This is a genomic window from Mesorhizobium sp. 131-2-1 (genome assembly GCF_016756535.1).
Lineage (GTDB): Bacteria > Pseudomonadota > Alphaproteobacteria > Rhizobiales > Rhizobiaceae > Mesorhizobium.
Genome location: NZ_AP023247.1, coordinates 1,572,930 through 1,595,884, shown reverse-complemented (window position 1 = coordinate 1,595,884; position 22,955 = coordinate 1,572,930). Strand labels below are relative to the sequence as shown.

General features: G+C 65.3%; 25 protein-coding genes. 5 read left to right on the top strand and 20 right to left on the bottom strand.

Going from position 1 to position 22,955, the window contains the following annotated elements:
- Window positions 1–80 precede the first annotated feature (80 nt).
- From JG743_RS07835 to JG743_RS07805, 7 genes are all read right to left on the bottom strand, one after another.
- Window positions 81–437 (bottom strand): MmcQ/YjbR family DNA-binding protein, encoded by a 357-nt coding sequence (locus JG743_RS07835; protein WP_202299225.1) that lies wholly within the window; start codon window positions 435–437, stop codon window positions 81–83.
- A 70-nt stretch (window positions 438–507) separates the two neighbouring features.
- Window positions 508–3,114 carry an ATP-dependent chaperone ClpB gene (clpB, locus tag JG743_RS07830; protein ID WP_202299224.1) on the bottom strand — a complete coding sequence of 869 codons (2,607 nt, stop codon included), beginning with the start codon at window positions 3,112–3,114 and terminating at the stop codon, window positions 508–510.
- 221 nt (window positions 3,115–3,335) lie between these two features.
- Window positions 3,336–4,277: a DUF4167 domain-containing protein gene (locus JG743_RS07825; RefSeq protein WP_244673084.1), complete on the bottom strand. Its 942-nt coding sequence runs from the start codon at window positions 4,275–4,277 to the stop codon at window positions 3,336–3,338.
- A gap of 329 nt (window positions 4,278–4,606) precedes the next feature.
- Window positions 4,607–5,485 (bottom strand): peptide chain release factor N(5)-glutamine methyltransferase, encoded by an 879-nt coding sequence (gene prmC / locus JG743_RS07820; RefSeq protein ID WP_202299222.1) that lies wholly within the window; start codon window positions 5,483–5,485, stop codon window positions 4,607–4,609.
- The gene (prfA, locus tag JG743_RS07815) at window positions 5,478–6,557 is read right to left on the bottom strand and encodes a peptide chain release factor 1 (RefSeq protein WP_202299221.1); all 1,080 of its coding nucleotides are present in this window, start codon (window positions 6,555–6,557) and stop codon (window positions 5,478–5,480) included. The genes prmC and prfA overlap by 8 nt, the downstream gene beginning before the upstream one ends.
- Window positions 6,558–6,566: 9 nt before the next feature.
- A complete protein-coding gene (gene ptsP / locus JG743_RS07810; protein ID WP_202299220.1) occupies window positions 6,567–8,837 on the bottom strand; it encodes a phosphoenolpyruvate--protein phosphotransferase in 2,271 nt (756 codons plus the stop codon).
- Window positions 8,838–8,918: 81 nt separating this feature from the next.
- Entirely contained in the window at window positions 8,919–10,172 is a 1,254-nt protein-coding gene (locus JG743_RS07805) for an aspartate kinase (RefSeq protein WP_202299219.1), read from the bottom strand.
- A gap of 218 nt (window positions 10,173–10,390) precedes the next feature.
- Here JG743_RS07805 and JG743_RS07800 point away from each other — a divergent pair, with 218 nt between their 5' ends.
- The gene (locus JG743_RS07800; RefSeq protein ID WP_202299218.1) at window positions 10,391–10,687 is read left to right on the top strand and encodes an antibiotic biosynthesis monooxygenase family protein; all 297 of its coding nucleotides are present in this window, start codon (window positions 10,391–10,393) and stop codon (window positions 10,685–10,687) included.
- 44 nt (window positions 10,688–10,731) lie between these two features.
- On the opposite strand, the gene JG743_RS07795 is transcribed toward JG743_RS07800, so the two are convergent.
- Window positions 10,732–11,295, bottom strand: a complete 564-nt coding sequence (locus tag JG743_RS07795) for a putative glycolipid-binding domain-containing protein (RefSeq protein WP_202299217.1) — start codon at window positions 11,293–11,295, stop codon at window positions 10,732–10,734.
- A 216-nt stretch (window positions 11,296–11,511) separates the two neighbouring features.
- Between JG743_RS07795 and ubiG the strand changes: the two genes are divergently transcribed.
- A complete protein-coding gene (gene ubiG, locus JG743_RS07790; protein ID WP_202299216.1) occupies window positions 11,512–12,261 on the top strand; it encodes a bifunctional 2-polyprenyl-6-hydroxyphenol methylase/3-demethylubiquinol 3-O-methyltransferase UbiG in 750 nt (249 codons plus the stop codon).
- 51 nt (window positions 12,262–12,312) lie between these two features.
- Here the strand turns inward: ubiG and JG743_RS07785 are convergent, their stop codons facing one another.
- Both JG743_RS07785 and JG743_RS07780 read right to left on the bottom strand, forming a co-directional pair.
- Entirely contained in the window at window positions 12,313–12,816 is a 504-nt protein-coding gene (locus JG743_RS07785; RefSeq protein WP_202299215.1) for a flavin reductase family protein, read from the bottom strand.
- A 15-nt stretch (window positions 12,817–12,831) separates the two neighbouring features.
- Window positions 12,832–13,956: an LLM class flavin-dependent oxidoreductase gene (locus JG743_RS07780; RefSeq protein WP_202299214.1), complete on the bottom strand. Its 1,125-nt coding sequence runs from the start codon at window positions 13,954–13,956 to the stop codon at window positions 12,832–12,834.
- Between the two features lie 111 nt (window positions 13,957–14,067).
- Between JG743_RS07780 and JG743_RS07775 the strand changes: the two genes are divergently transcribed.
- Window positions 14,068–14,661, top strand: coding sequence for a winged helix DNA-binding protein (locus tag JG743_RS07775; RefSeq protein ID WP_202299213.1), 594 nt, complete (start codon window positions 14,068–14,070; stop codon window positions 14,659–14,661).
- Window positions 14,662–14,668: 7 nt separating this feature from the next.
- On the opposite strand, the gene JG743_RS07770 is transcribed toward JG743_RS07775, so the two are convergent.
- Window positions 14,669–15,583: a DMT family transporter gene (locus JG743_RS07770; RefSeq protein ID WP_202299212.1), complete on the bottom strand. Its 915-nt coding sequence runs from the start codon at window positions 15,581–15,583 to the stop codon at window positions 14,669–14,671.
- A 101-nt stretch (window positions 15,584–15,684) separates the two neighbouring features.
- Between JG743_RS07770 and JG743_RS07765 the strand changes: the two genes are divergently transcribed.
- Window positions 15,685–16,170 (top strand): MarR family winged helix-turn-helix transcriptional regulator, encoded by a 486-nt coding sequence (locus JG743_RS07765; protein WP_202299211.1) that lies wholly within the window; start codon window positions 15,685–15,687, stop codon window positions 16,168–16,170.
- Window positions 16,171–16,269: 99 nt separating this feature from the next.
- On the opposite strand, the gene JG743_RS07760 is transcribed toward JG743_RS07765, so the two are convergent.
- The 4 genes from JG743_RS07760 to JG743_RS07745 all read right to left on the bottom strand — a co-directional run bounded on the left by JG743_RS07760 (window position 16,270) and on the right by JG743_RS07745 (window position 18,708).
- On the bottom strand, window positions 16,270–16,695 hold the full coding sequence (locus tag JG743_RS07760; RefSeq protein ID WP_202299210.1) for a DUF1178 family protein: 426 nt from the start codon (window positions 16,693–16,695) through the stop codon (window positions 16,270–16,272).
- Window positions 16,692–17,552, bottom strand: coding sequence for a carbon-nitrogen hydrolase family protein (locus tag JG743_RS07755; protein WP_202299209.1), 861 nt, complete (start codon window positions 17,550–17,552; stop codon window positions 16,692–16,694). The genes JG743_RS07760 and JG743_RS07755 overlap by 4 nt, the downstream gene beginning before the upstream one ends.
- 2 nt (window positions 17,553–17,554) lie before the next feature.
- Window positions 17,555–17,824 carry a glutaredoxin 3 gene (gene grxC, locus JG743_RS07750; RefSeq protein WP_202299208.1) on the bottom strand — a complete coding sequence of 90 codons (270 nt, stop codon included), beginning with the start codon at window positions 17,822–17,824 and terminating at the stop codon, window positions 17,555–17,557.
- Between the two features lie 83 nt (window positions 17,825–17,907).
- Window positions 17,908–18,708: a ComF family protein gene (locus JG743_RS07745; RefSeq protein WP_202299207.1), complete on the bottom strand. Its 801-nt coding sequence runs from the start codon at window positions 18,706–18,708 to the stop codon at window positions 17,908–17,910.
- 51 nt (window positions 18,709–18,759) lie between these two features.
- Between JG743_RS07745 and JG743_RS07740 the strand changes: the two genes are divergently transcribed.
- Window positions 18,760–19,632 carry a methyltransferase domain-containing protein gene (locus JG743_RS07740; protein ID WP_202299206.1) on the top strand — a complete coding sequence of 291 codons (873 nt, stop codon included), beginning with the start codon at window positions 18,760–18,762 and terminating at the stop codon, window positions 19,630–19,632.
- A gap of 17 nt (window positions 19,633–19,649) precedes the next feature.
- Here JG743_RS07740 and JG743_RS07735 read toward each other — a convergent pair whose 3' ends face one another.
- From JG743_RS07735 to argJ, 5 genes are all read right to left on the bottom strand, one after another.
- Window positions 19,650–19,832 (bottom strand): Flp family type IVb pilin, encoded by a 183-nt coding sequence (locus JG743_RS07735; protein ID WP_202299205.1) that lies wholly within the window; start codon window positions 19,830–19,832, stop codon window positions 19,650–19,652.
- A 112-nt stretch (window positions 19,833–19,944) separates the two neighbouring features.
- Window positions 19,945–20,253, bottom strand: a complete 309-nt coding sequence (locus tag JG743_RS07730) for a hypothetical protein (protein WP_202299204.1) — start codon at window positions 20,251–20,253, stop codon at window positions 19,945–19,947.
- 105 nt (window positions 20,254–20,358) lie between these two features.
- Complete coding sequence (locus JG743_RS07725; protein WP_202299203.1) at window positions 20,359–20,781, bottom strand: (deoxy)nucleoside triphosphate pyrophosphohydrolase; 423 nt, start codon at window positions 20,779–20,781, stop codon at window positions 20,359–20,361.
- The gene (locus JG743_RS07720; protein WP_202299202.1) at window positions 20,778–21,557 is read right to left on the bottom strand and encodes a GNAT family N-acetyltransferase; all 780 of its coding nucleotides are present in this window, start codon (window positions 21,555–21,557) and stop codon (window positions 20,778–20,780) included. The genes JG743_RS07725 and JG743_RS07720 overlap by 4 nt, the downstream gene beginning before the upstream one ends.
- The gene (gene argJ / locus JG743_RS07715; RefSeq protein WP_202299201.1) at window positions 21,557–22,798 is read right to left on the bottom strand and encodes a bifunctional glutamate N-acetyltransferase/amino-acid acetyltransferase ArgJ; all 1,242 of its coding nucleotides are present in this window, start codon (window positions 22,796–22,798) and stop codon (window positions 21,557–21,559) included. The genes JG743_RS07720 and argJ overlap by 1 nt, the downstream gene beginning before the upstream one ends.
- Window positions 22,799–22,955 lie beyond the last annotated feature (157 nt).

Here is a 22,955-nt window from a genome sequence, read left to right as displayed (position 1 = left end):
CGAGCCCTTCGCCAGCAAACCATTTACAGAGCTTAAGGTTCCAACATGAACCGGGCATGAAGATGGCGGATTTCAGACGGCTACAGGCCCAGTTCGTTGCGTGTCTGTTTCGTCAGCTTGCGGACGACGAGGCGATGGCTTTCGCCGAGATAGTCCTTCAACGCCGCATCATCCATGCTCTGGCTTGTCTGGCGCTGGATCCATTTCATGCCGCGCGAGGCAAGATACGGCGCGGGCCTGCAGCCCGGCTGCTCCTTCAGCACGTCGTAAGCGATGTCGGAACATTTGAAGGTGACGAAAAGCTGCTTGGCCCCATTCCAGCCGCCGATGGCGAACACCTTGCCGCCGACCTTCCAGACATGGGCGCCGCCCCACTGGACGACATGCGTCGTCCGGGGCAGCGAGGCGCAGAAGCTGTTGTAGTCGTCGAGCGTCATGGGTGTCCCCGTCTCAAGGAAAAGCGGCGAAGCCCATTCAGGCTTCGCCGCTCCGGGTAGGGAAGACGGTTCAGGCCGCCGCCTCGGTTGCCACGACCGTCGGCTTCGAGCGGAAGTTCAGCCGGTCGGATCCGGCGGTGACCTTGACGGTCGAGCCGTCGAGGATCTCGCCGAGCAGGATCTTTTCCGCCAGCGGATCCTGCAACTCCTTCTGCATCACCCGCTTCAGCGGCCGCGCGCCATACGCCGGATCGTAGCCCTTGGCCGCCAGCCAGTCGGTCGCCTCCTGATCCAGCGATAGGGTGATCTTGCGGTCGACAAGCAGGTTCTCCAGCCGCTTCAGCTGGATCTCGACGATGCGGCCCATATCCTGACGGCGCAGCCGGTGGAACAGGATCACCTCGTCGATGCGGTTGAGGAATTCCGGCCGGAACGAGGCTCTCACCACGCCCATCACCTCATCGCGCACGGCGTCGACGTCCTGGTCCTCGCCGAGATTGACCAGATATTCGGCGCCGAGGTTGGACGTCATGATGATCAGCGTGTTGCGGAAGTCGACCGTGCGGCCCTGGCCGTCCGTCAGGCGGCCGTCGTCGAGCACCTGCAGGAGCACGTTGAAGACATCCGGATGCGCCTTCTCGATCTCGTCGAACAGCACGACCTGATAAGGTCGGCGCCGCACCGCTTCGGTCAGCGCGCCACCTTCCTCGTAGCCGACATAGCCGGGAGGCGCGCCGATCAGGCGGGCCACCGAGTGCTTCTCCATGAACTCCGACATGTCGATGCGCACCATGGCGCCCTCGTCGTCGAACAGGAAATTGGCCAGCGCCTTGGTCAATTCGGTCTTGCCGACGCCAGTCGGGCCGAGGAACATGAACGAGCCGATCGGCCGGTTCGGATCCTGCAACCCGGCGCGGGCACGCCGAACGGCCTTGGAGACCGCCTGCACCGCCTCGCCCTGACCGACGACGCGCTTGCCGATCTCGTCTTCCATACGCAAGAGCTTGTCGCGCTCGCCTTCCAGCATCTTGTCGACCGGAATGCCGGTCCAACGCGAGACGATATGGGCGACGTGGTCGGGCGTAACCACCTCTTCCACCATGCCAGCCTTGCCATCCTGGGCTTCGGCTTCCTTGAGTTTCTTTTCCAGCTCCGGGATCTTGCCATAGGCAAGCTCGCCGGCGCGCTGGAATTCACCCTTGCGTTGGGCAATGGCCAGTTCGTTGCGCGCCTCGTCGAGCTGCTTCTTCAGGTCGGCGGCGAGCCCGAGCTTCTGCTTCTCCGACTGCCACTTCGCGGTGATCTCGGTCGATTCCTCTTCCAGGCCAGCAAGCTCCTTCTCCAGCCGCGCAAGCCGGTCCCTCGACGCCTCGTCCTTCTCGACCTTGAGTGCCTCGCACTCGATCTTCAGCTGCATGATGCGACGGTCGATCTCGTCCAACGCCTCGGGTTTGGAATCCACCTGCATCCTCAGCCGCGACGCGGCCTCGTCGACAAGGTCGATCGCCTTGTCTGGCAGGAAGCGGTCGGCGATGTAGCGGTTGGACAGCGTCGCCGCCGCGACAAGCGCCGAATCGGAGATGCGCACCTTGTGATGCTGTTCGTACTTCTCCTTCAGCCCACGCAGGATCGAGACGGTGTCCTCCACCGTCGGCTCGTTGACGAACACCGGCTGGAAGCGACGGGCAAGGGCCGCGTCCTTCTCGACATGCTTGCGGTACTCGTCGAGCGTGGTCGCGCCGACGCAGTGCAGTTCGCCGCGCGCCAGCGCCGGCTTCAGAAGGTTCGAGGCATCCATGGCGCCATCGGCCTTGCCGGCGCCGACCAGCGTGTGCATCTCGTCGATGAACAGGATGATGCCGCCGGCCGCGGCGGTCACTTCGTTGAGCACGGCCTTCAGCCGCTCCTCGAACTCGCCGCGATATTTGGCGCCGGCGATCAACGCACCCATGTCGAGCGCCATCAGTTGCTTGTCCTTCAGCGATTCCGGTACGTCGCCATTGACGATGCGCAGCGCCAGGCCCTCGGCGATCGCAGTCTTGCCGACGCCCGGCTCACCGATCAGCACGGGGTTGTTCTTGGTGCGGCGCGACAGCACCTGGATGGTGCGGCGGATCTCGTCGTCGCGGCCGATGACCGGATCGAGCTTGCCGGCGCGGGCGTCGGCCGTGAGATCGCGCGCGTATTTCTTCAGCGCGTCATAGCCCTGCTCGGCGCTCGCCGAATCGGCGGTGCGGCCCTTGCGGACATCGTTGATGACCTGGTTCAGCGCCTGCGCGGTCACGCCGGCCTTGGACAGGATATCGGCGGTCTTGGCCGACTTCTCCATGGCCAGCGCCTGCAGCAGGCGTTCGACGGTGACGAAGCTGTCGCCGGCCTTCTTGGCCAGTTCCTCGGCGGTCGAGAACACCTTGGCCAAGGGCTGCGCCAGGTAGAGCTGGCCATTGCCGCCTTCCACCTTGGGCATGGCCTCGAGCGCGGCCTCGACGCCCAGCTTGACGTCGCGGACATTGCCGCCGGCGCGCTCGATCAGCGATGCCGCCAGGCCCTCGTCGTCATCGACGAGCACCTTCAGCATATGTTCGGGGGTGAATTGCTGGTGATTGCGCGAGAGCGCCATGGTCTGGGCGGACTGGATGAAACCGCGCACGCGCTCGGAATATTTTTCAAGATTCATATCTGTCTCCTTCCATCACCGGCCCGCTTTGCGGCACCGGATCAGATTGCGGTGACGGACCCGCCCATTCGAGCCGGATCCTGTTCACGCGAGATATGGTGCGTAGCTCCCAGCCTCTCAAGACGCCTTGATATCGGTCAAAGGATAATATTCCAGGCATGCGCAAACGAAAACGGCGGAGATTTCTCTCCGCCGTTGATGGACCTGAAGACAGGACTTGATCAGTTGTTGACGTCGGCGATGACCGGGTCGTTGGCGGCGCCTTCGGCCGGCGCAAGATTGTCTTCCGACGGCGCGGCATTGGCTTCGGCAGGCGCCGCGTTCACCTCTCCGGCGCCCGCATTGCCGCTGCCGGCTTCGGCCTGGCTATCCGTCTGCTCGGCATTGGCATCGTCGGCATTGCCGCGCGAGCGGCGCGGACGGCGCGGACGGCGCGAGCCGCCACTATCGCCGGCTGCTTCGTTGCGCTCTGCCTGGGCCGCGAGGGCCGCCGGCGAAAAACTGTCGAACAGCGGCGGCTGCTCGGCCACCAAGGCCGGCTCCGCCTGGGTGGCGGCTTCCGGCTGCGCCGGCGCCTCGTTGCGGCGGTTCTGCTCGAAACGCTGGCCTCCATGCTCGCCGCGCTGGCCGTAATCGCCGCGCGGGCCGTTCTGGCCGTAGCCGCCATTCTGGCGGCGGTCGCGGTGGCGCCCGCCATTGTCGCGGCCATGGCCATTGTCACGGCCGTTTCCATTGTCCTGATTGAAGGCCAGCTCGCCCTCGATCACCGGCTGCGGGCCTGCACCTTGGTTGGCCGCCGCTGCCGGCGCCTCGCCGGCATTGCTGTTGCCGACATTGTCGAACTCGTCGCGATCTTCGTCCGCATCATCATCGAAATCGTCGCGATTCTGCTGGACGTTCTGGATCGGCATCTGCGCCTGCGCGGCGGCAATGATGCGATTGTAGTGTTCGGCGTGCTGGAGATAGTTTTCCGCCATAACCCGATCGCCGGAGCTTTGCGCGTCACGAGCGAGTGTGGCGTATTTTTCGGCGATCTGCTGAGCCGATCCGCGAATCTTCACATCCGGGCCGTTGCTCTCATAGTTGCGCGTCAGGGGATTGGGGCCCTTGCGGTTGTTGTTGTTGTTGCCACCGCCGCCGCCATTGTTATTGCGACCGCGCATGCGCCTGTTCTGCTGTTGTGGCCTCATTCGACTCTCTTCAGTGTGAAATTTTTGAAAACTCTTCACGAACGGAGGCGCTCATGCAGCCAGCCGCTTCGTTTCTTCACCGGCGTTCGCCCGCATCGATTGCGTTGGCGCCACGTGCCATCCTGTTCCGGTTACATCACTTGCCAGACGATTCCCGCACGAAGCATTGGCGTCGATTGCGCAAGAAGGCAGCTATTTCCAAGGAAAACCGAATCGCTAAGAGCACTGCCTGCTTCGTCTCATCCGGTTACTTTGACCCTAGCTGCATTCCCGGGCATTGCCAAGCTCTTTTTCGCACTGCATCAGGGCTTTGCGCGTTCGAACACCAGAACCCTGTCGTTACCACCGAGGTCGCGAAACGCATCGGCCAGCCGATAGCCGGCTGCGTTGAAGATGTCCGTCACCTCGGTCTGCTGCGTGTGACCGATCTCGACCACGATCCTGCCTTGGGCTTCCAGAAAGCCCGCCGCTTCAGCGGCTATGATCCTGTAGGGGCCTAGACCGTCCGCGCCGCCGTCAAGCGCCAGATGCGGATCGAAATCGCGGACCTCGTCCTGCAGATTTCCTATGTCTTGCCGAGATATATAGGGAGGGTTTGCGGCAATTACATGGTACCGGCCGGAAACTTTTGCAAACCAGTCGGATTCAAGCGTTTCGAACCGGTCGGCGAGCCCAAGGTCACGGGCATTGCGCTTGGCTGTGGCGAGCGCTCCCGCGGCGATGTCGACACCGGTCGCGACAGCCCCGGGAACGGCGCTGAGCAGCGCCAGCGCGATGGCGCCCGTACCGGTGCCGAGATCCAGGATACGGCATTCGCCTTGCCGCTCTGCCGTTGCCATGGCGAAGGGCAGGATCGCCTCGACCAGCGTCTCGGTGTCGGGGCGCGGCTCCAGCGTCTCCGGCGAGAGCCATAGCCTGAGCCCGTAGAACTCGCGAAACCCGAGGATGCGGTGCACCGGCTCGCCTGCGACGCGCCGTCGCAGGGCCGCATCGATGGCTGCGATCGCCTCCGCCGGCACGGTTTGTGCCGGCTCGGCGATGGCCTGGGTGCGGGTCGTTCCGGAAAAATGCTCGACGAGCAGCCTGGCATCCAGTGCCGGATCGGCCACGCCGGCGGCGGCCAGACGTTGCCGCGCCTCGCGCAGCAGCGGCCCGAGCGTGCCGGGCAAAATGTCAGCCATCGACGCCCATGTCGGCGAGCAGCTTCGACTGGTGATCGGCGATCAGCGCGTCGACGACCTCGTCGAGCTCGCCCATCATCACCCGGTCGAGCTTGTAGAGCGTGAGGTTGATGCGATGGTCGGTGAGGCGCCCTTGCGGGAAGTTATAGGTACGGATGCGCTCCGAGCGATCGCCGGAGCCGACCTGCGACTTTCGCGATTCCGAGCGCTCCTCATCCGCCCTGCCGCGCTCGAGATCGTAGAGCCGCGCCCGCAGGATCTGCATGGCGCGGGCCCGGTTCTGATGCTGTGACTTTTCCGCCTGCACCACCATGATGCCGGTCGGCAAATGGGTGATGCGCACCGCCGAATCGGTGGTGTTGACGTGCTGGCCGCCGGAACCCGACGCGCGCATCGTGTCGATGCGGATGTCTTCGGCCCGGATCTCGATGTCGACTTCTTCCGCTTCCGGCAGCACGGCGACGGTCGCCGCCGAGGTATGGATGCGCCCGCCTGCCTCGGTCGCCGGCACGCGCTGCACCCTATGCACGCCGGACTCGAACTTCAGGTGCGCGAACACGCCCTTGCCCGACACCGAGGCTATGATTTCCTTGTAGCCGCCGACCTCGCCGTCGCTGGCCGAGACAACCTCGAAGCGCCAACCGCGCGAGGCGGCGTAGCGCTCGTACATGCGAAACAGGTCGCCGGCAAACAGCGCCGCCTCGTCGCCGCCGGTGCCGGCGCGGATTTCCAGGATGGCGTTCTTGTCATCGGCGGCATCCTTGGGCAGGAGCAGGATCTGGATGTCTTTCCGCAGCGTCTCGATGCGGTCCTCGACTTGCGGAAGGTCGGCCTCGGCGAGCGCCCGCATCTCGGAATCGGTGCCCTTGTCGGCGAGCATCGCCTCGAGGTCGGCCTGTTCCTGCTCGGCGGCACGCAGCGCCCGGATCTTGGCCACCATCTCCTGGATGTCGGCGTATTCCGAGGCCATCCGGACATAGGCGTCCGCCGCCGGCCCGGCCGACATCTGCGCTTCGAGCATCTCGAAACGCTTCACGACTTGATCCATGCGATCGCGTGGCAGGTTGATCATGGCTGGTGGCTATAGCGGAATCGAGCGGTCGTCGGCAAAGGCCTGCAGCAGCGCCCGCATCGGCAGCCCCTGCGCCGGCGCCATCAGATTGTCGGCGAAGAAGGCCTCCAATTCGTCCAGCGGCAATTCGGTCAGCATCGCCTTGACCGGACCGATAGAGGCCGGCGACATCGAAATCGAGCGGAAGCCGAGGCCGATCAGCGCCATCGCGGATATGGGTTTTCCGGCCAGTTCACCGCACAGCGTCACCGGCGTGTGGTTGCGCACGCCAGCGTCGGCGATCGTCTTCAGAACCCGCAGGAACGGCGTCGACAGCGTGTCGAAGCGGTCGGACAACTGCGTGTTGCCGCGATCGACTGCCATGACGAACTGGAACAGGTCGTTCGAGCCGACCGAGACGAAGTCGACTGCCTTCATCAGCTCGTCGAGCTGGAAGAGAAGCGATGGCACTTCGAGCATCGCCCCGAGCTTCAGGCTGGTCGGCAGATGATGGGCAAAGCGCGACAGATGCCTGACCTCGCGGTCGATGATCTCGCGCGCCTGCGCGATTTCGCCGAGTTCCGTCACCATCGGCAGCATCAGCTTCAATTCACGGCCGCCGCAGGCCTTGAGCAAGGCGCGGATCTGCGTCCTGAGCAGGCCTGGACGGTCGAGGGTGAGCCGGATCGCCCGCCAGCCGAGCGCCGGGTTCTCCTCCTGCAACGCCCCCTTGAAGTAGGGCAGAACCTTGTCGCCGCCGATGTCGATGGTGCGGAAGGTCACCGGCTTGCCACGCGCCGCTTCGAGCACGTCGCGGTAGAGCCGCTCCTGCGCCTCGGCGCGCGGAAAGGTCGAGGCGACCATGAACTGCAGCTCGGTGCGGAACAGGCCGATGCCGGCCGCGCCCGACTCGGCAAGCTGCGGCAGATCGACGGCAAGCCCGGCATTCATCAGCAGGTCGACTGCAACACCGTCCTTGGTCACTGACGGCTTCTTGCGCAGCTCGCGATAGACCTCCTGCCGACGCGCCCGGAAGCGCACTTTCTCGGCATAGGCGGCTTCGAGGTCGGGCTGCGGCCTGAGATGGATCACGCCCTCTTCGCCGTCGACGATGATGGCATCGCCGTTTTCCGCCATGGAGACGGCGCCCTTCATCTGTCCGGCGACGGGAATGCCCATGGCGCGCGCCACGATGACGACGTGGCTGGTCGCGGCCCCGTCCTCCAGCACGACGCCGCGCAGCTTGTCGCGGGGGTAGTCGAGCAGCTCGGCGGCGCCCATCGAGCGGGCGACGAGGATGGCATCCTTCGGCAGCGACGCCGCGACATCCTCCGGCCCGCGCCCCATCAACTGGCGCAGCAGGCGGTTGGCAAGGTCGTCGAAATCGCTCATCCGCTCGCGCAGATAGGGATCGGTCATGTGCAGCATGCGGGCGCGCATGTCGCTCTGCACCTTCTCCACCGCCGCTTCCGCCGTCAGGCCGTTGCGGATCGCCTCTTCCAGCCGGCGCACCCAGCCGCTGTCATTGGCGAACATGCGGTAGGCTTCGAGCACCTCGCGGTGCTCGCCCTCGAAGGCGACCTCGCGGCGCTCCAGCATGTCGTCGATCGAGAGCCTCAGCGAGCCGAGCGAGGCCTGCAGCCGGCGGACTTCCTCCTCGCTGTCCTCGTTGAACAGATTGGTGACGACGATACGCGGCTCGTGCAGCACGACATGGCCGAGCCCGACGCCTTCGTTGAAGGAGAGGCCGGTGAAGCTGACGGGGCGGCGCAGGTCGAGCTCGAGCCCTGGCCTGGTGAGGCGCGCGAGATCGCCGGTGGCGATCATCTCGGCGATGACCATCGCCGTCGTTTCCAGCGCCTCGACCTCGTCGTCGCGGTAGTGGCGCATGGTCTTGTTCTGCACCACCAGCACGCCCAGCGTGCGCCCTGCCCTCAGCACCGGCACGCCGAGGAAGGAGTTGTAGATCTCTTCCCCGGTCTCCGGCAGGTAGGCGAAGGCCGGATGCTCCTGCGCGTTGGAGAGGTTCAACGGCCGCGCGCTGGCGGCGATAGTGCCGACGAGGCCTTGCCCGAGCCGCAATTGCGCCAGGTGGACGGCGTTCGGGTTGAGACCCTCGGTGGCGTAGAGCTCGAGCACCGAATCGGCGCGCAGCACATAGAGCGAGCAGACCTCGGCGACCATGTTGGAGGCGATGTCGCGCACGATCCGGTCGAGCCGCTCCTGCGGCTCCAGCGGCTCTTGCATGAGCTCGCGGAGCCGTTTCAGCAGAACGCGCGGGCCACTGGCCGTATCACGCATCGCGGCTTCTTCTCCAATAGAGTTCTTGCCGGCGCAGTTTCGACCGCGCCCGGCACGCACGCAACAACTGATTCAGTCTTGCTATTGCTTATCCAGACCGTAGACGGAATGCAAAGTGCGAACCGCCAGTTCGGTATACGGACCGTCGATCAGTATCGAAATCTTGATCTCGGAGGTGGTGATGGCGCGGATATTGATCGACTTGTCGGCCAGCGCCTTGAAGGCGGTGGCGGCCACACCCGCGTGGCTGCGCATGCCGATGCCGATGACCGAGACCTTGGACATGCCGGCTTCCGACTGCACCACGTCATAGCCGACATCTGCCTTCAGGCGCTCCAGCACCGCAAGCGCCTTGTCGACGTCTCCGGAAGGCACGGTGAAGGTCATGTCGGTGAACTTGCCGTCCTCGGAGATGTTCTGGACGATCATGTCGACATTGATGTTGGCCTCGGCCAGCGGCCCGAAGATGCCGGCGGCAACGCCGGGGCGATCGCCAACGCGGCGCAGCGAGATCTGCGCCTCGTCCTTGGCGTAGGCAATTCCGGTGACGACCTGCTGTTCCACGATCTCTTCCTCGTCGCAAATAAGCGTTCCGGGCGGATTGAGCAAATCCCCCATTCCGGGCGCGTCGGGATCGTCGAAGGACGACCGCACGAAAGTACGCACCCTGTGCACCATGGCAAGCTCGACCGAGCGCACCTGCAGCACCTTCGCGCCAAGCGAAGCCATTTCGAGCATTTCCTCGAAGGAAATCTTGGCCAGCCGCCGCGCCTTCGGCTCGATGCGCGGATCGGTGGTGTAGACGCCGTCGACATCGGTGTAGATGTCGCAGCGGTCGGCCTTGACCGCCGCTGCGATCGCCACGGCGCTGGTGTCGGAGCCGCCGCGGCCCAGCGTCGCGATGCGGTTGTCCGGGCCGATGCCCTGGAAACCGGCGATGACGGCCACCTGGCCCTCGCCGAAGCGCTTGATCAGGAAGGCGCCGTCGATGTCGAGGATGCGCGCCGCGCCATGCGCGTTGTCGGTCTTGATCGGGATCTGCCAGCCCTGCCATGAACGGGCGTGCACGCCCATGTTCTGCAGCGTGATCGCCAGCAGGCCGGCCGTGACCTGCTCGCCGGAGGCGACGACGGCGTCATATTCGCGCGCGTCGTGCATCGGCGAGGCCTCGCGCGTCCAGCCGACCAGCTCATTGGTCTTGCCGGCCATCGCCGAGACCACCACGGCGACCTCATGGCCGGCGTCGACCTCGCGTTTGACATGGCGCGCCACGTTGCGGATGCGGGCGATGTCGGCGACGGATGTTCCGCCGAATTTCATCACGATGCGCGCCATGGAAGCGAAATGCCTTTGACTGGATGCTGGGCCTGGGGCCGAAAGAACACGCCGGCCTATGCCGGGTGCTGAATGCGCGGCCTCCTTAGCCAAATGATCAGGATTTCGCAAGCGATGGCGCGCAACAACGATTTGGGTGAGATTTCGCGGCTCCTGACGGATTTGGGCGCCACGCCGTGCGATGGATGCCCTGCGACTTCTGACAGCGAGACGAACTGATGACCGAGGCCCTGGAAATCGTCACCTTCCGGCTGAAGCCCGGATCCGAACCGGGTTTTATCGCCGGCAATGGCCTGCTCGGCGACTGGCTGGCGCGCCAGCCCGGTTTCCTCAGCCGCTGCCTGGCCAGGCAGGATGACGGCGTCTGGGTCGATCTGGTGCGCTGGCAGAGCCGCGAGCAGGCACTTGCCGCCGCCGGCCGGATCATGGCCGAGATCGGCGATTGCGACGCCATGCGGGCCATCGATCCCGCCAGCGTCGACATGAAACACCTGGCGATCGCGCTCGCCAGTTGACCTGATCCCGCTGCCGCTGAAGCCTTGGGGCTGGCCGCCGATCCTCAATCCAGCCGCGCCGCGTTTCGCCACAGGCCGGGATAGTCGAGCACGAACCCGGTCGGTGAAACCTCCAGGACTGCATCATAGCCGAACATCGGCGCAGCGTAGGCGTAACGGGTTTCGTCGAGCCGCCGATAGGTCTGTTCGAGGCGCACGAGCCTGATTTCGGGAAAGGCCAGATAGGCAGCCGGCGCGGGCGTCGCCATGCCGACACCGAGGTCGAAGCGGCGGACAGCCAGGAGGTTCGTGGCGGGCGTGAAGCCAAGATCGACATCGACCAGGCCGGCGACCTCATCCTGGGCGGCGCCGTTCAGTGTCCAGCCGCCACCGGCAAGCCGCTCTACTTCATAGCGCAGGGTCTGCGAGCCGAGAAAGCCGTCGACGCGCGCCGAGCGCGTCCGCCAGCCGGCATCGCAATCGATGTCATAGGCAAGGCTGCATGGCTTGCTGTCGTGGGCGAAGAGCGCATGGCCCTTGAGTTTCCAACCGCCGTTCGTCTTGGAAAGCAGGCAGGCATCGTGGCCTTCCAGGTCGAGCCGCCACAAGATCGAAGAGTGGGGTCGCATGACATACTCCTGCTGAAACAACATGCCTCTTCTTTCGTCCACTGGGGTAACGCTGTTGCTGTTGCGGTCAGACCAAGCTGCCACACGCTGACAAAACACCTCTCGCGACAGCCCGGGCGCGCAGGCCCGCCGCACGCTCTTGGCAGCAGTCGAGAAAAGCCGCCTTGACATTCGCGGCCCGGCAACCGACTTCCTAGCGTTCGAGGAGACCCGCCCATGCCAGAACCCCGACGGTCGACGATCGATGCCGGAGAAGTGGAACGCTTCTCCGCGCTTGCCGCCGAATGGTGGAACCCGAACGGCAAGTTCCGCCCGCTGCACAAGTTCAATCCGGTGCGGCTTGCCTATATCCGCGACCAGGTGGCGGCACGCTTTGGTCGCGATCCGCGCGCGGCGCGGCCGTTCGAGGGCCTGCGTTTTCTCGACATCGGCTGCGGCGGCGGGCTGTTGTGCGAGCCGATGGCCAGGCTTGGCGCCGAAGTGGTCGGCGCCGACGCTTCCGCCACCAACATCGAAGTCGCCAAGCTGCACGCTGCCGAGGTCGGCGTCAGCGTCGACTACCGCGCCACGACCGCCGAAGATCTCGCCGACGCCGGCGAGACATTCGACGTTATTCTCAACATGGAAGTGATCGAGCATGTCGCCGACATCGACCTGTTCGTGGCCAAATGCGGCCAGATGGTCAAGCCCGGCGGCATCATGTTCGTCGCCACCATCAACCGCACGCTGAAGGCGCTTGGCCTTGCCATTATCGGCGCCGAATATGTGCTGCGCTGGCTGCCGCGCGGCACCCACCAGTTCGGCAAGCTGGTGCGGCCGGAAGAGCTGGAAAAGGCGCTTGGCGCTGCCGGGCTCTCGATCATCGACCGCACCGGCGTCGTCTACCATCCGCTGGCCGACCGCTGGCAGCGGTCGAAGGACATGGACGTCAACTACATGGTGCTGGCCGAAAAGGGATCGGTCTGACCACTCCTCCTCGGGAGTGTTGAGATTCAGGTCAGACCGGCCTCACCTGAATCAAGCGTCGAGCGGCCGGTAGCCGCCACGCCAGTAGATCAGCGCCTGGCCTGCATCCTGGGTCTTCACCGCCTCGACCGAGCCGATGACGATCGAATGCGTGCCGCGATCAATCATCTCGTCGAGGCTGCAGTCGAAAGCGGCCACAGCGTCGGACAGCAGCGCCGCTCCGGTCTTGAGCGTCGTCCATTCGGCGCCCTCGTAGCGGTCCTTGCCTTTGATGCCGCCGAAGCCCGAGAACCGCTCCGCCACGCGCTGGTGCTGGGGACCGAGCGAATTGACGCCGAAATGGCGGTAGCGCTCGATCAGCGGCCAGGTCGAGGATGAGCGGTTGACGCAGGCGATCACCTTAGGCGGCTCGGCCGAGAGTGAGACCACCGAGATGACCACCAAGCCGGAGCGGTCGTCGCCCACTCCGGCGGTAATCACGCTGACATTGCCGACGATGAGCCGCATGGCGGCGCGGAAATCGGCGACGCTCACCGGACCTTCTGCCGTGGACATTGCCGCCTCCTTCGCTCAGGCCGCCGACTGCATCGCGCGAGGCGCCAACCGGACGCCTCTCTGTTCGAGAATAGGCAGCACCGTGTCGCGGAAATAGGGGAATTCCTCGGCGTAGTCGACGAACGAGAGCGTCGAGCCGCGGAATCCGGCCTGATGCAGTTGGCAGATGCCGTCGGCAACCTGCTCGGGCGTGCCGGTGAGCGGGAAGCCGCCATGGCCGGCCGCCATGCGGTCGCGGATCATCGCCAGGAGGTCATGCGGGAACGACTGCGCATGGGCGAATTGCAGCCGCACCAGATTGTCGACCGCCGCCCAGTCGGCATTGGCGCGGCCGAAATGCTCGAGATAATCGTTGGCTTCCTTCTCGGTCGGCCGGCAAACGACATGGGCAAAGGTCAGCACGTCGACATCCTTGCCGGCGACCTTTGCCTGCTGCTTCAACGCCGCGATCTCGTCTTTCGAACGCGTCAGGTCGATCGCCGGCGTGAATAGGAAATCGGCGTTGCGGACGGCAAACTTGCGCCCCTCCTCCGAACCAGCCGCGTTCAGGATCGGCAGCCGCGATGACGGCCGCGGATCGCCGAGCACATTCTTCAGCTTGAACCAGGTTCCATCCCAGTCGAAGGCTTCGCTGCGGCTCCACAGCGCTCTCACGATATCGAACCATTCCTGCGCGTAGCCGTAGCGCGTGACGTGATCGTCGGGCAGCGTCAGCCCGAGCGCCTCATATTCGGGCTTGTTCCAGCCGGCGACGATGTTGAGCCCGATGCGGCCCCTGCTGATCTGGTCGATGGTCGCAAGCTGCTTGGCCACGACCACCGGATGGTTCGCCGCCGTATGCGTGGTGGCAAAGACCGTGATGTTGCGGGTGAGCGCGAGCAGCCCGGCCGCCCAGGTGATGGTCTCCAGCACGTTGCCGTGGAAATTGGTTTCCCCGCCATAACCGATCCAGCGCGCGATCGGCAGCATGAAGTCGATGCCGGCCTCATCGAGGAGACGCGCCAGCCGCAGATTGTTGTCCCAGGAACTGACCCAGCGCTCGGGGATCTTGGTGACGGTCATGCCGCCGGAACAGTTGGATGCGAACGTGCCGAGGAAGAAGGGCTGCGCATCGGAAGCGGTCTTGTCGAGCATGCTCATGACGGTGTTCTCCTCATATTTTGATTATAATTTATAATAGAAAGTCTATCATAAATTCGTGTAGACGCAATCGCCCGGATCGGCGCATGCTGGCAGCGAGGGAACAGGCGGATGAATGAGCGGCGCAAACCTTTGGAAACACAGGCCGAATTGCTCGACCGTGGCTGGCATCTCGCCCGCACGCCGCTCGAGATCGACGTCACAGAGGTCGAATACGCGCTGATGCGCTCCTACGAGGCGTTCGGCCACTGGCAGGCCGAGTGCCTCGCCACGGTGATAGAGTTCTCGGCCAGCGGGCCGGAGAACGCGCTGCTGCACATCATCAGGATGAACGATAGGCCAAAGAGCGTCCGCGACCTCGCGCAGATGACCAACCGCGACGACATCCCCAACATCCAGTACAGCCTGCGCAAGCTGCTCAAGGGCGGGCTGATCACGCGCACCGGCAGCGGCCGCGCCGGCGTCACCTACGAGGTGACGCCGCTCGGCCGCCGGGTGACCGAGCGCTATGCCGACATCCGTTCGATCCTGCTCATCGAGGCGGTGACGCGCATTCCTGAAATGGCGGACAAGCTGGAAGATGTAGCGCGCACGCTCGAATTGATGACGGGCATCTACGAACAGGCGGCGCGCGCCGCCGCCACCCACCGCCGCCGGCATCCGCGGCCGGAGCCCGGTGGCGAGGACAGCGACGGCAAGGGCTGAAGCCGCCTCAGGCTGCCTGGCTCCGCATCTTCGCGCTGGTTTGGTTCTGCGCCCTGGTGGTGATGAAGACGCCGATCGTGATGATCACCGCGCCCGCCCAGGTCAGCAGTTGATACTGCTCGCCAAGCAAGATCGTGCCGGCAAACAGCCCGACAGCGGCCGCGACATAGCCGATCTGGCTGAGATAGACCGGGCCGCCTACCGCCTGCAGGCGGAAGAAGAAGGCAAACATCGCCGAGGCCGACGCCACCTGCCCGGCGACCACCAGCGGCACGCCGCTAAGCGGGACAAATGCGCTCTTGCCCAGCAAGGCCACAATGCCGGCAAGGAGCAGCGTGGCGGAGGCCAGATGGCTGCCGACGGCAAGTTCGATCGGACCGGTGCCTTCCGGCCAGTCGACGGTGCGGTAGATGTTGCCGGCGGCGAGGCTGACCGGGATCAGCAGCCCGACCGCGACCCAGAAGAAATCGGCCGGCTGGCCGGCCTCGCCGCGTGTGACCGCCACCATCACTGCGCCGATGAAGCCGACCGCGATGCCGGCGACGCCAAGCAGGTTTGGCCGCCGGACGCCGAGCAGGATCGAGAACACGAGCGTGACGACCGGCGACAGCGTGAACATGATGCCGGTGTAGCCGGCGCCGAGATGCGGGATGGCCGAGAACATCAACAAATTGGGGAAGGCATAGGACACGGCTGCGGTGATGAAGAAATAGCGCAGATTGCGCACCGTAAGCCGGACGCGCTGGCCCTTCAGCAGAAGCGCCAGCAACAGCACGCCGCCGGCGCCGAGCGAGATGACGAAGGCCCACGCCATGGCCGGCACGCCGGCCGCCGTCGCCAGCTTGCCGAAGGGCAGCGTCAGGCCGAGCAGGCCGCCGGTGACGACCAGCAGGCCGGCAGCCGAGTCCCAGAGAAACTTCATCGGATGGTCCCGTCGTTCAATCGCGGCGCTTGGCCGCTATTGCGTTTTGAGATAACATACCGAAAAGATTCTTTATGTCAAGATACTTATCGGTGAGATAGATGGACCGTGCGGCGAAGGCGATAGAGCAATGGAAGCGCGAACGGCCGGACCTGGACGTCTCGCCGATGGCGGTGATCGGACGGTTGAGCGAGGCCGCCTCGCTGATCTCGCGCGAGCGGCTGGCGCCGCTGTTTGCCCGCTTCGGCTTGCAGCAAGGCGAGTTCGACGTGCTGGCGACCCTGCGCCGCTCCGGCAAGCCCTACGCGCTGACGCCGACCGATCTATACGAGGCGACGATGGTGACCTCGGGCGCCATGACCGCCCGGCTCGACCGGCTGGAAAAGGCCGGTTTGACCGAACGCGCGCCGCATCCGAGCGACCGGCGGGGGGTCGTCGTTGCGCTCACCGAAAAGGGGCTGGCCTTGACCGACGAGGCGCTCGCCGCCCATGTCGCCAACGAACATGACATCCTCGCCGGCCTGACGCGCGAGGAGCGCGAGACGCTCGCCAGCCTGCTCGGAAAACTGATCGAAAGCCTGAGCTGACCGCTTGGAGCAAGTCCAGGAAAAGTGTGAAACGGTTTTCCGTCCGGAATTGCGTCAAAACAAATACTTAGGGTGGGTCAGCGATGAGCGCTGAACCGCTCAGTTCCGGTCGTCCGGAAAAGTCGGAATCGGCATGAACTCGACGCCGTCCTCGGCCAGGCTTTTTGCCTCGTCGACCGTCGCCTCGCCATAGATGCCGCGCGGATCGGTCTCGCCGAAATGGATCTTGCGCGCTTCCTCGGCGAACTTGTCGCCGACGTAGTCGGCATTCTCGCGTACCTTTTCGGCGAGCGCCTTCAACTGCGCCATCGCCTGCTTCTGCGCCTCGCCCATGGCGAGCGCGATCTTTTCCTGCTTGCGCCCGGTGGAGACGGCCGGCGCCATCAGCGCCTTGTCGACCTTATGCGAGCCGCAGGTCGGGCAATCGACGAAGCCGCGCTTCTTCTGGGTGTCGAAATCGTCATTGCTGCGGAACCACGCCTCGAATTCGTGTTCGTGCTCGCAGATCAGGGAAAAACGGATCAAGAAGCGGCACCCCTGAGGCGCGGCGCCTCGCCGGCATTGACGGCGAACTCGCGCGCATTCTTGAGGTTGGGGATCTTCCTGCGCGCGGCGAGCGACTGCGCCGGATCGATCTCGGCGACGATCACGCCGGGCTCGTCATGGGCGGCTTCCGCGACGATGCGGCCCCACGGGTCGACGATCAGCGAGTGGCCATAGGTCTCGCGGCCGTCCTCATGCAGGCCCCCTTGCGCGGCCGCGACCACATACGCGCCGTTCTCGATGGCGCGGGCCCTCAGCAGCACGTGCCAGTGCGCTTCGCCGGTCTGCCGGGTGAAGGCGGCGGGCACCGAAAGCACATTGGCGCCGGCCAGCGCCTCGGCGCGGAACAGCTGTGGGAAGCGCAGGTCGTAGCAGACGGCAAAGCCGAGCCTGGCGCCGTCGAGCTCGGCGATGACGGCCTCGGTGCCCGGCTCATAGGCGGCGGATTCGCGCCAGCTCTCGCCATTGTCGAGGTCGACGTCGAACATATGGATCTTGTCGTAGCTGGCGATGGTGGAGCCATCGGGCGCGAACAGCAAGGCGCGGTTGGCAAGCTTGCCGTCGGCGCGCAGGATGGCGGTCGAGCCTATATGCAGGAAGATGCCGAGTTCCTTCGCCAGCTTCCGGGCGGTCCAGACGATGATGTCCTTGTCCTCCGAGGTGAAGGAGGCGGCCCGCGCCTCCTTGTCGCGCACCAGCGCGCCTGTCATCTCGGGGGTCTGCACATAGGTCGCGCCCAGGCCCGCCGCCTCGCGCACCAGGCGTTCCAGGTCGACCGAGTTGCACGCGGGGCTGGTGCCCGAACGCATCTGCACCGCCGCTGCCTTGAAAACACCCATGATCAAACCCTCGAACCGTTGGCGAGCAGCGCATCAAGCCGGCCCTCGGCCTCCAGTTCATGGAGGTCGTCGGAGCCGCCGACATGCGTGTCGCCGATGAAAATCTGCGGAAATGTGGAACGCCCATGCGCCCGGGAAATCATTTCCTGGCGCAGTTCCGGCGAGAAGGAAGCATCGTGCTCGGTGTAGGCGACACCCTTGCGCTCGAGCAGCCGCTTGGCCGCGGTGCAGTAGCCGCACATCATGCGTGTATAGATCGTCACGTCGATCATCAGTCAGCAATCCTGCCTATGCATGCCGCCGGGAAGCGCCTGGCTTCTGGGATAACGGCATGCACAAAAACAACAATTCCAACCTATATAGTCGCGGACTCGTCGGCTCGGAAGTCCCCCGGCAAAACGCGCGCGAAGGTCAGCACGTCGACGGCTCCGGCGCCGCCCCTCTTCAGCGCCTTGGCGACCGCCCTTGCCGTCGCGCCGGTGGTGTAGACGTCGTCGATCAACAGCACCCGGCGCCCGGCGATCTCGATTTCCGCCTCGGCCGGCACACGGAAAGCGGCGCGCACATTGTCCTCGCGCTCCTGCCGCTCCAGCCCGACCTGTTGACGCGTCAGCTTCACGCGCCTGACCGCCGAAGGCGAGAAAGGCAGGCCGCTGAGATGCGACACTGCCCTCGCCAGCTCGGCCGACTGGTTGAATTGCCGCCGGAAGAAGCGCCGCCAGTGCAACGGTACCGGCACGACGAGATCCGCCTCGGCGATCAGCTCGGCCCCGGCGCGCAGCATCCAGCGCGCCATCCACGGCGCCAGATCCGTGCGATCCTGGTACTTCAGGCCTTGCACCATCTGGCGCGCCACGCCGGAGTAGACGACCGCGGCCCGCGCGCGCTCGAAGGGCGGCGGATCGGCGATCGCCTCGGCCGAAAGGAACCCATCGCCCATCTCATGCGTGAATGGCGTGCCCATCACCGCGCACCATGGCCGCTCGAGCAGCCTGAGCTTCGGCCAGCAGGCGCCGCACAGCACGCCGGGCTGCGAGACATGGCGCCGGCAACCGGCACAGACCGGCGGAAACAGGATGCGCGCCGGCAAGGCCATTGCCTTGCGCGCAACGTTCCTGATCGCATCGGTCTTGATCTTCGGCATCGGATCGGCCACGTGCTTGCTTCTCCGCCACTATATCAGAGAGCGGAAAACAGGAACCTGCCCGTGCAGCCTATCATCGACACCTCGCTCTGGCTGGCGCGCAAGCGCCGCGCCCTGGCCAATCCCGTGGGCGGCGCCGATTTCATGATGCGGCGGGCAGCCGATGACCTTGCCGACCGGTTGGGCGCCGTCGGGCGCAGCTTCGGCAGGGCGGCAGCGCTGTTTTGCCAGACGTCGGCGGCGGCCGACGTGCTTGCCGGGAGCGGCAAGGTCGTGGAGATCGCACGCGTCGAAGCGGACCCGGCGTTCCTTGGTGACGGGACAGGCCTTGTCGCGCCGCTGGAAACCGTACCGTTCGAGGCCGGGAGCCTCGATCTCGCGGTCTCGCTCCTGTCGCTGCAGGCTATGAACGACATTCCCGGCATGCTGGCGCAGATCCGCAGGGCACTTCGGCCCGACGGGCTTTTCCTTGGCGCCCTGGCCGGTGCCGGCACGCTTTCGGAATTGCGCGAAAGCCTGCTCGCCGCAGAAACCGAGCTTTACGGGGGTGCCAGCCCGCGCGTCATCCCCTTCACCGATGTCCGCGACGCCGGCGCGCTGCTTCAACGCGCCGGCTTGGCGCTGCCGGTCGCCGATGTCGAGATGGTGACGGTGCGTTACGACACCATGTTCGACTTGCTCGCCGATCTGAGAGCCATGGGCGAAACCAGCGCCCTCGCCGACCGCAACCGGCGGCCAGGCACGCGAAAATTCTTCGCCCGCGCCGCCGAAATCTACGCGGAACGGTTTTCCGACCCCGACGGCCGCGTCAGGGCAAGCTTCTCGATCGTATGGATGTCTGGCTGGGCCCCCGATGCCTCGCAGCAAAAACCGCTAAAGCCCGGCACGGCCAAGGTCTCGCTGAAGACCATTTTGGAAGGGCCGCCAGAGCGCTGAGCAGCGACCCCTTGAAATCAGTGCTGCGCGAAGGCGTTGGCCAGCTTGCTGTTGTTGTCGCTGAACAGCCACATGATCGCATTGCCGACCTGACCGACGCCGGCGACGATGGCAAGCGACAGGACGGTGACGATAAGGCCATATTCAATGGCCGTCGCGCCCGTCTCGTCTTGAATAAACCGTTGCAGCAGATTTTTCATGATCATCGATCCCTCTTGCCAGGAACCTTAGCGTTGACCCGTTAAGAAAGGTTAACGGCAAAAGCTTAACAGGCGGTGAAATAGGTCGGTTCTGGGAAAATCGTTAACCATGTCAGCAGTCGCCGCTGCGCCTGCCGTCGCTGCGGATCACGCAGATCGAGCTGGGCAGGGGCTGCAGCACGCTGCGGCGCAGCGTATAGGTGTCGCGGTGGCCGATCGAGCCGGTGCTCATCGCGTCGACACCGGCAAAGCCATCGCGGGCCGCGCGCGTCTGGCTGTCGAGGAAAGGCGCGGCGATCAAGGCGAGCGCCACCGCTGCGGACCCGAACAGCAGCGTGATGCGCAATATGCCCATGCCCGCATCGGCGGCGCGAAAGCCGCGGTCCGGCCGGATCGACTCCCAGTCATTGTCGAGGCTCATGCAATCGCTCCCCAAGCGTGTAGGCCGAGACCAGCCTCGCCTCAATTTTTCACATCGAGATAAATCATCCATTAACGCTGGCTAAACCAGCGCCGAATTCCCCGACTACAGGAGATCAATGAGGAACTGGATCAACGGCGCATCGGCTGGCGGCATCGGATAGTCGCGCATCTGGCGTGGCCGCACCCATTTCAGGCCCTGCCCCTCCCTTGGCTGCGCAATGCCGCGGAAGCGGCGGCAGACGAAAAGCGGCATCAGCAGGTGAAAATCATCATAGCTGTGGCTGGCGAAGGTCAGCGGCGCGAGGCAAGGGATCTCCGTCTCGATGCCCAGCTCCTCATTGAGTTCCCGGATCAGGCACTGCTCCGGCGTTTCGCCTGGCTCGACCTTGCCGCCCGGGAATTCCCACAGGCCAGCGAGCTGCTTGCCCTCGGGACGCTGGGCGAGCAGCACGCGTCCGTCGGCGTCGACCAGCGCGCAGGCGGCGACGAGGAGCAGGCGCTTGCCGGCTGGCATGACCTCGCTCATGCGCCGGGCGGCCGCCGATAGTGGTAGCGGTAGACTTCCTCGAAGCCCAGCGAACGGTAGAGGCCCAGCGCCGGCGCGTTGTCGGCCTCCACCTGCAGCCAGGCCTCGCGCGCGCCGCGCAGCCGCGCCCATTTCAGCGCCGACAGGATAAGGTTGCGGCCGTGGCCCTGTTTGCGCACCGACTTGTCCGTGGCGACCTCAAACAGGCCGGCGAGGTCGCCGTCATGGACGCAGATCAGCGTCGCCAGCGATTCGCTGCCATCCTCGAGCGCGAACAGGCCGGCTTCCGGCTGGATGGCGCCTATGATCTCCGACAGGCCGGGCCGGAGCGAAGCGTCCAAACCCCGCACCTTGAGCAGCGCGCCGATGAAGCGGCCGATGTCCTTCAGTGGAATCTGATCCATGGCGGGGTCGAGCTGGGCATCGGCGAGCGGCAGGCGCATCACCAGCGATTCGTCGAAGCTGCTCCAGCCTTCGCTGTCGAGATGCCTGGACAGCTCGGGGCCCGACAGCGGCGAAATGCGGAACGTCAGCGGCCGTCCATAGGCGTCGAAACGCCGGCTGGCGCGGCCGATGCGCTCGGCAATGTGCTGGGTGTCGCCGGGATCGAGCGGATTGACCGAATTCAGCCGCTTGGCCGGATGCCCAGCCGTCAGCCGTACCACCCACGTGCCGTCATAATGGACGGCGGCCGCCGGCCAGGCACGGAACCCGGCCGCCTCGTAGCGACGCACGACGGCGAGCACACCTGCCGGATGTCTGGAAACCAAAACCATCAGCTCCGATAGTCGCCGTTGATGGCGACATATTCCTTGGTGAGGTCACAGGTCCACACCGTTGCCTTGCCGCGGCCGATGCCGATGTCGGCGCGGATGCGGATGTCGTCGCGCTTCATATAGGCCGAGGTTGCTTCCTCGGAATAGGCGGGATCGCGCTCGCCCTCATGCGCCAGCCTGTTGTCGCCGAACCAGATCGACAGCAGGTCGCGGTCGGCGGGCTCGCCGGCCTTGCCGACAGCCATGACCACGCGACCCCAATTGGCGTCCTCGCCGGCGACGGCCGTCTTGACCAGCGGTGAATTGGCGATCGACAGCGCGATGCGCTTGGCCGAGCGGGCCGACTTGGCACCAGTGACGGTGACTTCGACCTGCTTGCGCGCGCCCTCGCCGTCGCGCACCACTTGCAGCGCCAGCGTTTTCAGTATTTTGCCCAGCGCGCGGCGGAATGCGCCGAGCCGCGCGTCCTTCGCGTCCGTGATGGCCGGCGCGCCGCGCTTGGCCGCGGCCCCGGTGGCGAACAGCAGCAGCGTGTCGCTGGTCGAGGTATCGCTGTCGACGGTGACCGCGTTGAAGGTCTTGGCCGTGCCGCGCGACAGCAGGTCCTGCAGCACAGGTGCCGCGATCGGCGCATCGGTGGCGACGAAGGAGAGCATCGTGGCCATGTCGGGCGCGATCATGCCGGCGCCCTTGGCGATGCCGTTGATGGTGACGTCGGCGTCGCCGAGCTTCACCGTCGCCGTCGCCACCTTCGGATAGGTGTCCGTGGTCATGATGGCCTTGGCGGCCTCGGTCCACAGATCGGGCTTGCCGTCCTTGACCAGCCCGGCGAGCAGATGGCTGAACTTGGCCGTGTCGAGCGGCTCGCCGATGACGCCGGTGGAGGCCAGGAACACCTCGCTGGTGGCGCAGCCGGCCGCCTTGGCCGCCGCCTCGCCGGTCAGCGCGGTGGAAGCGCGGCCCTTCTTGCCGGTGAAGGCATTGGCGTTGCCGGAATTGACGACCAGCACGCGCGCCTTGCCGGCGCCGAGGTTCTGCCGGCAGAAATCGACCGGCGCCGACGGGCATTTCGACCTGGTGAACACGCCGGCGACGGTTGTGCCCGGATCGAAGACCATGGCAAGAAGGTCGGTGCGGTTCTTGTACTTGATGCCGGCCTCGGCGGTCGCGATGCGCACGCCCTCGATGGCGGGCATTTTTGGATATTTCTTCGGCGCGAGCGGCGAAATCGTTGCGGACATGGGGACCTCGAGCGGCGGAAATCGCAAAGGGAAGGCCGGTTTGCCCGATACGGCGCGCCGGCGCAAGAGGCGTCCTGGGCGTGCCTCGCAAGCTGGAGCGCAGGCGCGCAACCCGGAACGGGGCGTTTCGTTTGCGCGGGCAACCCAATATGATTGG

What these genes read in the sequence shown, in the direction of transcription:
- JG743_RS07755 (WP_202299209.1), bottom strand. Translation starts at nt 17,552, where the DNA reads ATGGGTGTTTTCAAGGCAGCGGCGGTGCAGATGCGTTCGGGCACCAGC.
- JG743_RS07800 (WP_202299218.1), top strand. Translation starts at nt 10,391, where the DNA reads ATGACCGAGGCCCTGGAAATCGTCACCTTCCGGCTGAAGCCCGGATCC.
- JG743_RS07735 (WP_202299205.1), bottom strand. Translation starts at nt 19,832, where the DNA reads ATGAAAAATCTGCTGCAACGGTTTATTCAAGACGAGACGGGCGCGACG.
- JG743_RS07765 (WP_202299211.1), top strand. Translation starts at nt 15,685, where the DNA reads ATGGACCGTGCGGCGAAGGCGATAGAGCAATGGAAGCGCGAACGGCCG.
- clpB (WP_202299224.1), bottom strand. Translation starts at nt 3,114, where the DNA reads ATGAATCTTGAAAAATATTCCGAGCGCGTGCGCGGTTTCATCCAGTCC.
- JG743_RS07770 (WP_202299212.1), bottom strand. Translation starts at nt 15,583, where the DNA reads ATGAAGTTTCTCTGGGACTCGGCTGCCGGCCTGCTGGTCGTCACCGGC.
- JG743_RS07730 (WP_202299204.1), bottom strand. Translation starts at nt 20,253, where the DNA reads ATGAGCCTCGACAATGACTGGGAGTCGATCCGGCCGGACCGCGGCTTT.
- grxC (WP_202299208.1), bottom strand. Translation starts at nt 17,824, where the DNA reads ATGATCGACGTGACGATCTATACACGCATGATGTGCGGCTACTGCACC.
- prfA (WP_202299221.1), bottom strand. Translation starts at nt 6,557, where the DNA reads ATGATCAACCTGCCACGCGATCGCATGGATCAAGTCGTGAAGCGTTTC.
- ubiG (WP_202299216.1), top strand. Translation starts at nt 11,512, where the DNA reads ATGCCAGAACCCCGACGGTCGACGATCGATGCCGGAGAAGTGGAACGC.
- JG743_RS07720 (WP_202299202.1), bottom strand. Translation starts at nt 21,557, where the DNA reads ATGGTTTTGGTTTCCAGACATCCGGCAGGTGTGCTCGCCGTCGTGCGT.
- JG743_RS07825 (WP_244673084.1), bottom strand. Translation starts at nt 4,277, where the DNA reads ATGCGCGGTCGCAATAACAATGGCGGCGGCGGTGGCAACAACAACAAC.
- ptsP (WP_202299220.1), bottom strand. Translation starts at nt 8,837, where the DNA reads ATGCGTGATACGGCCAGTGGCCCGCGCGTTCTGCTGAAACGGCTCCGC.
- JG743_RS07775 (WP_202299213.1), top strand. Translation starts at nt 14,068, where the DNA reads ATGAATGAGCGGCGCAAACCTTTGGAAACACAGGCCGAATTGCTCGAC.
- JG743_RS07805 (WP_202299219.1), bottom strand. Translation starts at nt 10,172, where the DNA reads ATGGCGCGCATCGTGATGAAATTCGGCGGAACATCCGTCGCCGACATC.
- JG743_RS07725 (WP_202299203.1), bottom strand. Translation starts at nt 20,781, where the DNA reads ATGAGCGAGGTCATGCCAGCCGGCAAGCGCCTGCTCCTCGTCGCCGCC.
- JG743_RS07785 (WP_202299215.1), bottom strand. Translation starts at nt 12,816, where the DNA reads ATGTCCACGGCAGAAGGTCCGGTGAGCGTCGCCGATTTCCGCGCCGCC.
- JG743_RS07795 (WP_202299217.1), bottom strand. Translation starts at nt 11,295, where the DNA reads ATGCGACCCCACTCTTCGATCTTGTGGCGGCTCGACCTGGAAGGCCAC.
- argJ (WP_202299201.1), bottom strand. Translation starts at nt 22,798, where the DNA reads ATGTCCGCAACGATTTCGCCGCTCGCGCCGAAGAAATATCCAAAAATG.
- prmC (WP_202299222.1), bottom strand. Translation starts at nt 5,485, where the DNA reads ATGGCTGACATTTTGCCCGGCACGCTCGGGCCGCTGCTGCGCGAGGCG.
- JG743_RS07780 (WP_202299214.1), bottom strand. Translation starts at nt 13,956, where the DNA reads ATGAGCATGCTCGACAAGACCGCTTCCGATGCGCAGCCCTTCTTCCTC.
- JG743_RS07835 (WP_202299225.1), bottom strand. Translation starts at nt 437, where the DNA reads ATGACGCTCGACGACTACAACAGCTTCTGCGCCTCGCTGCCCCGGACG.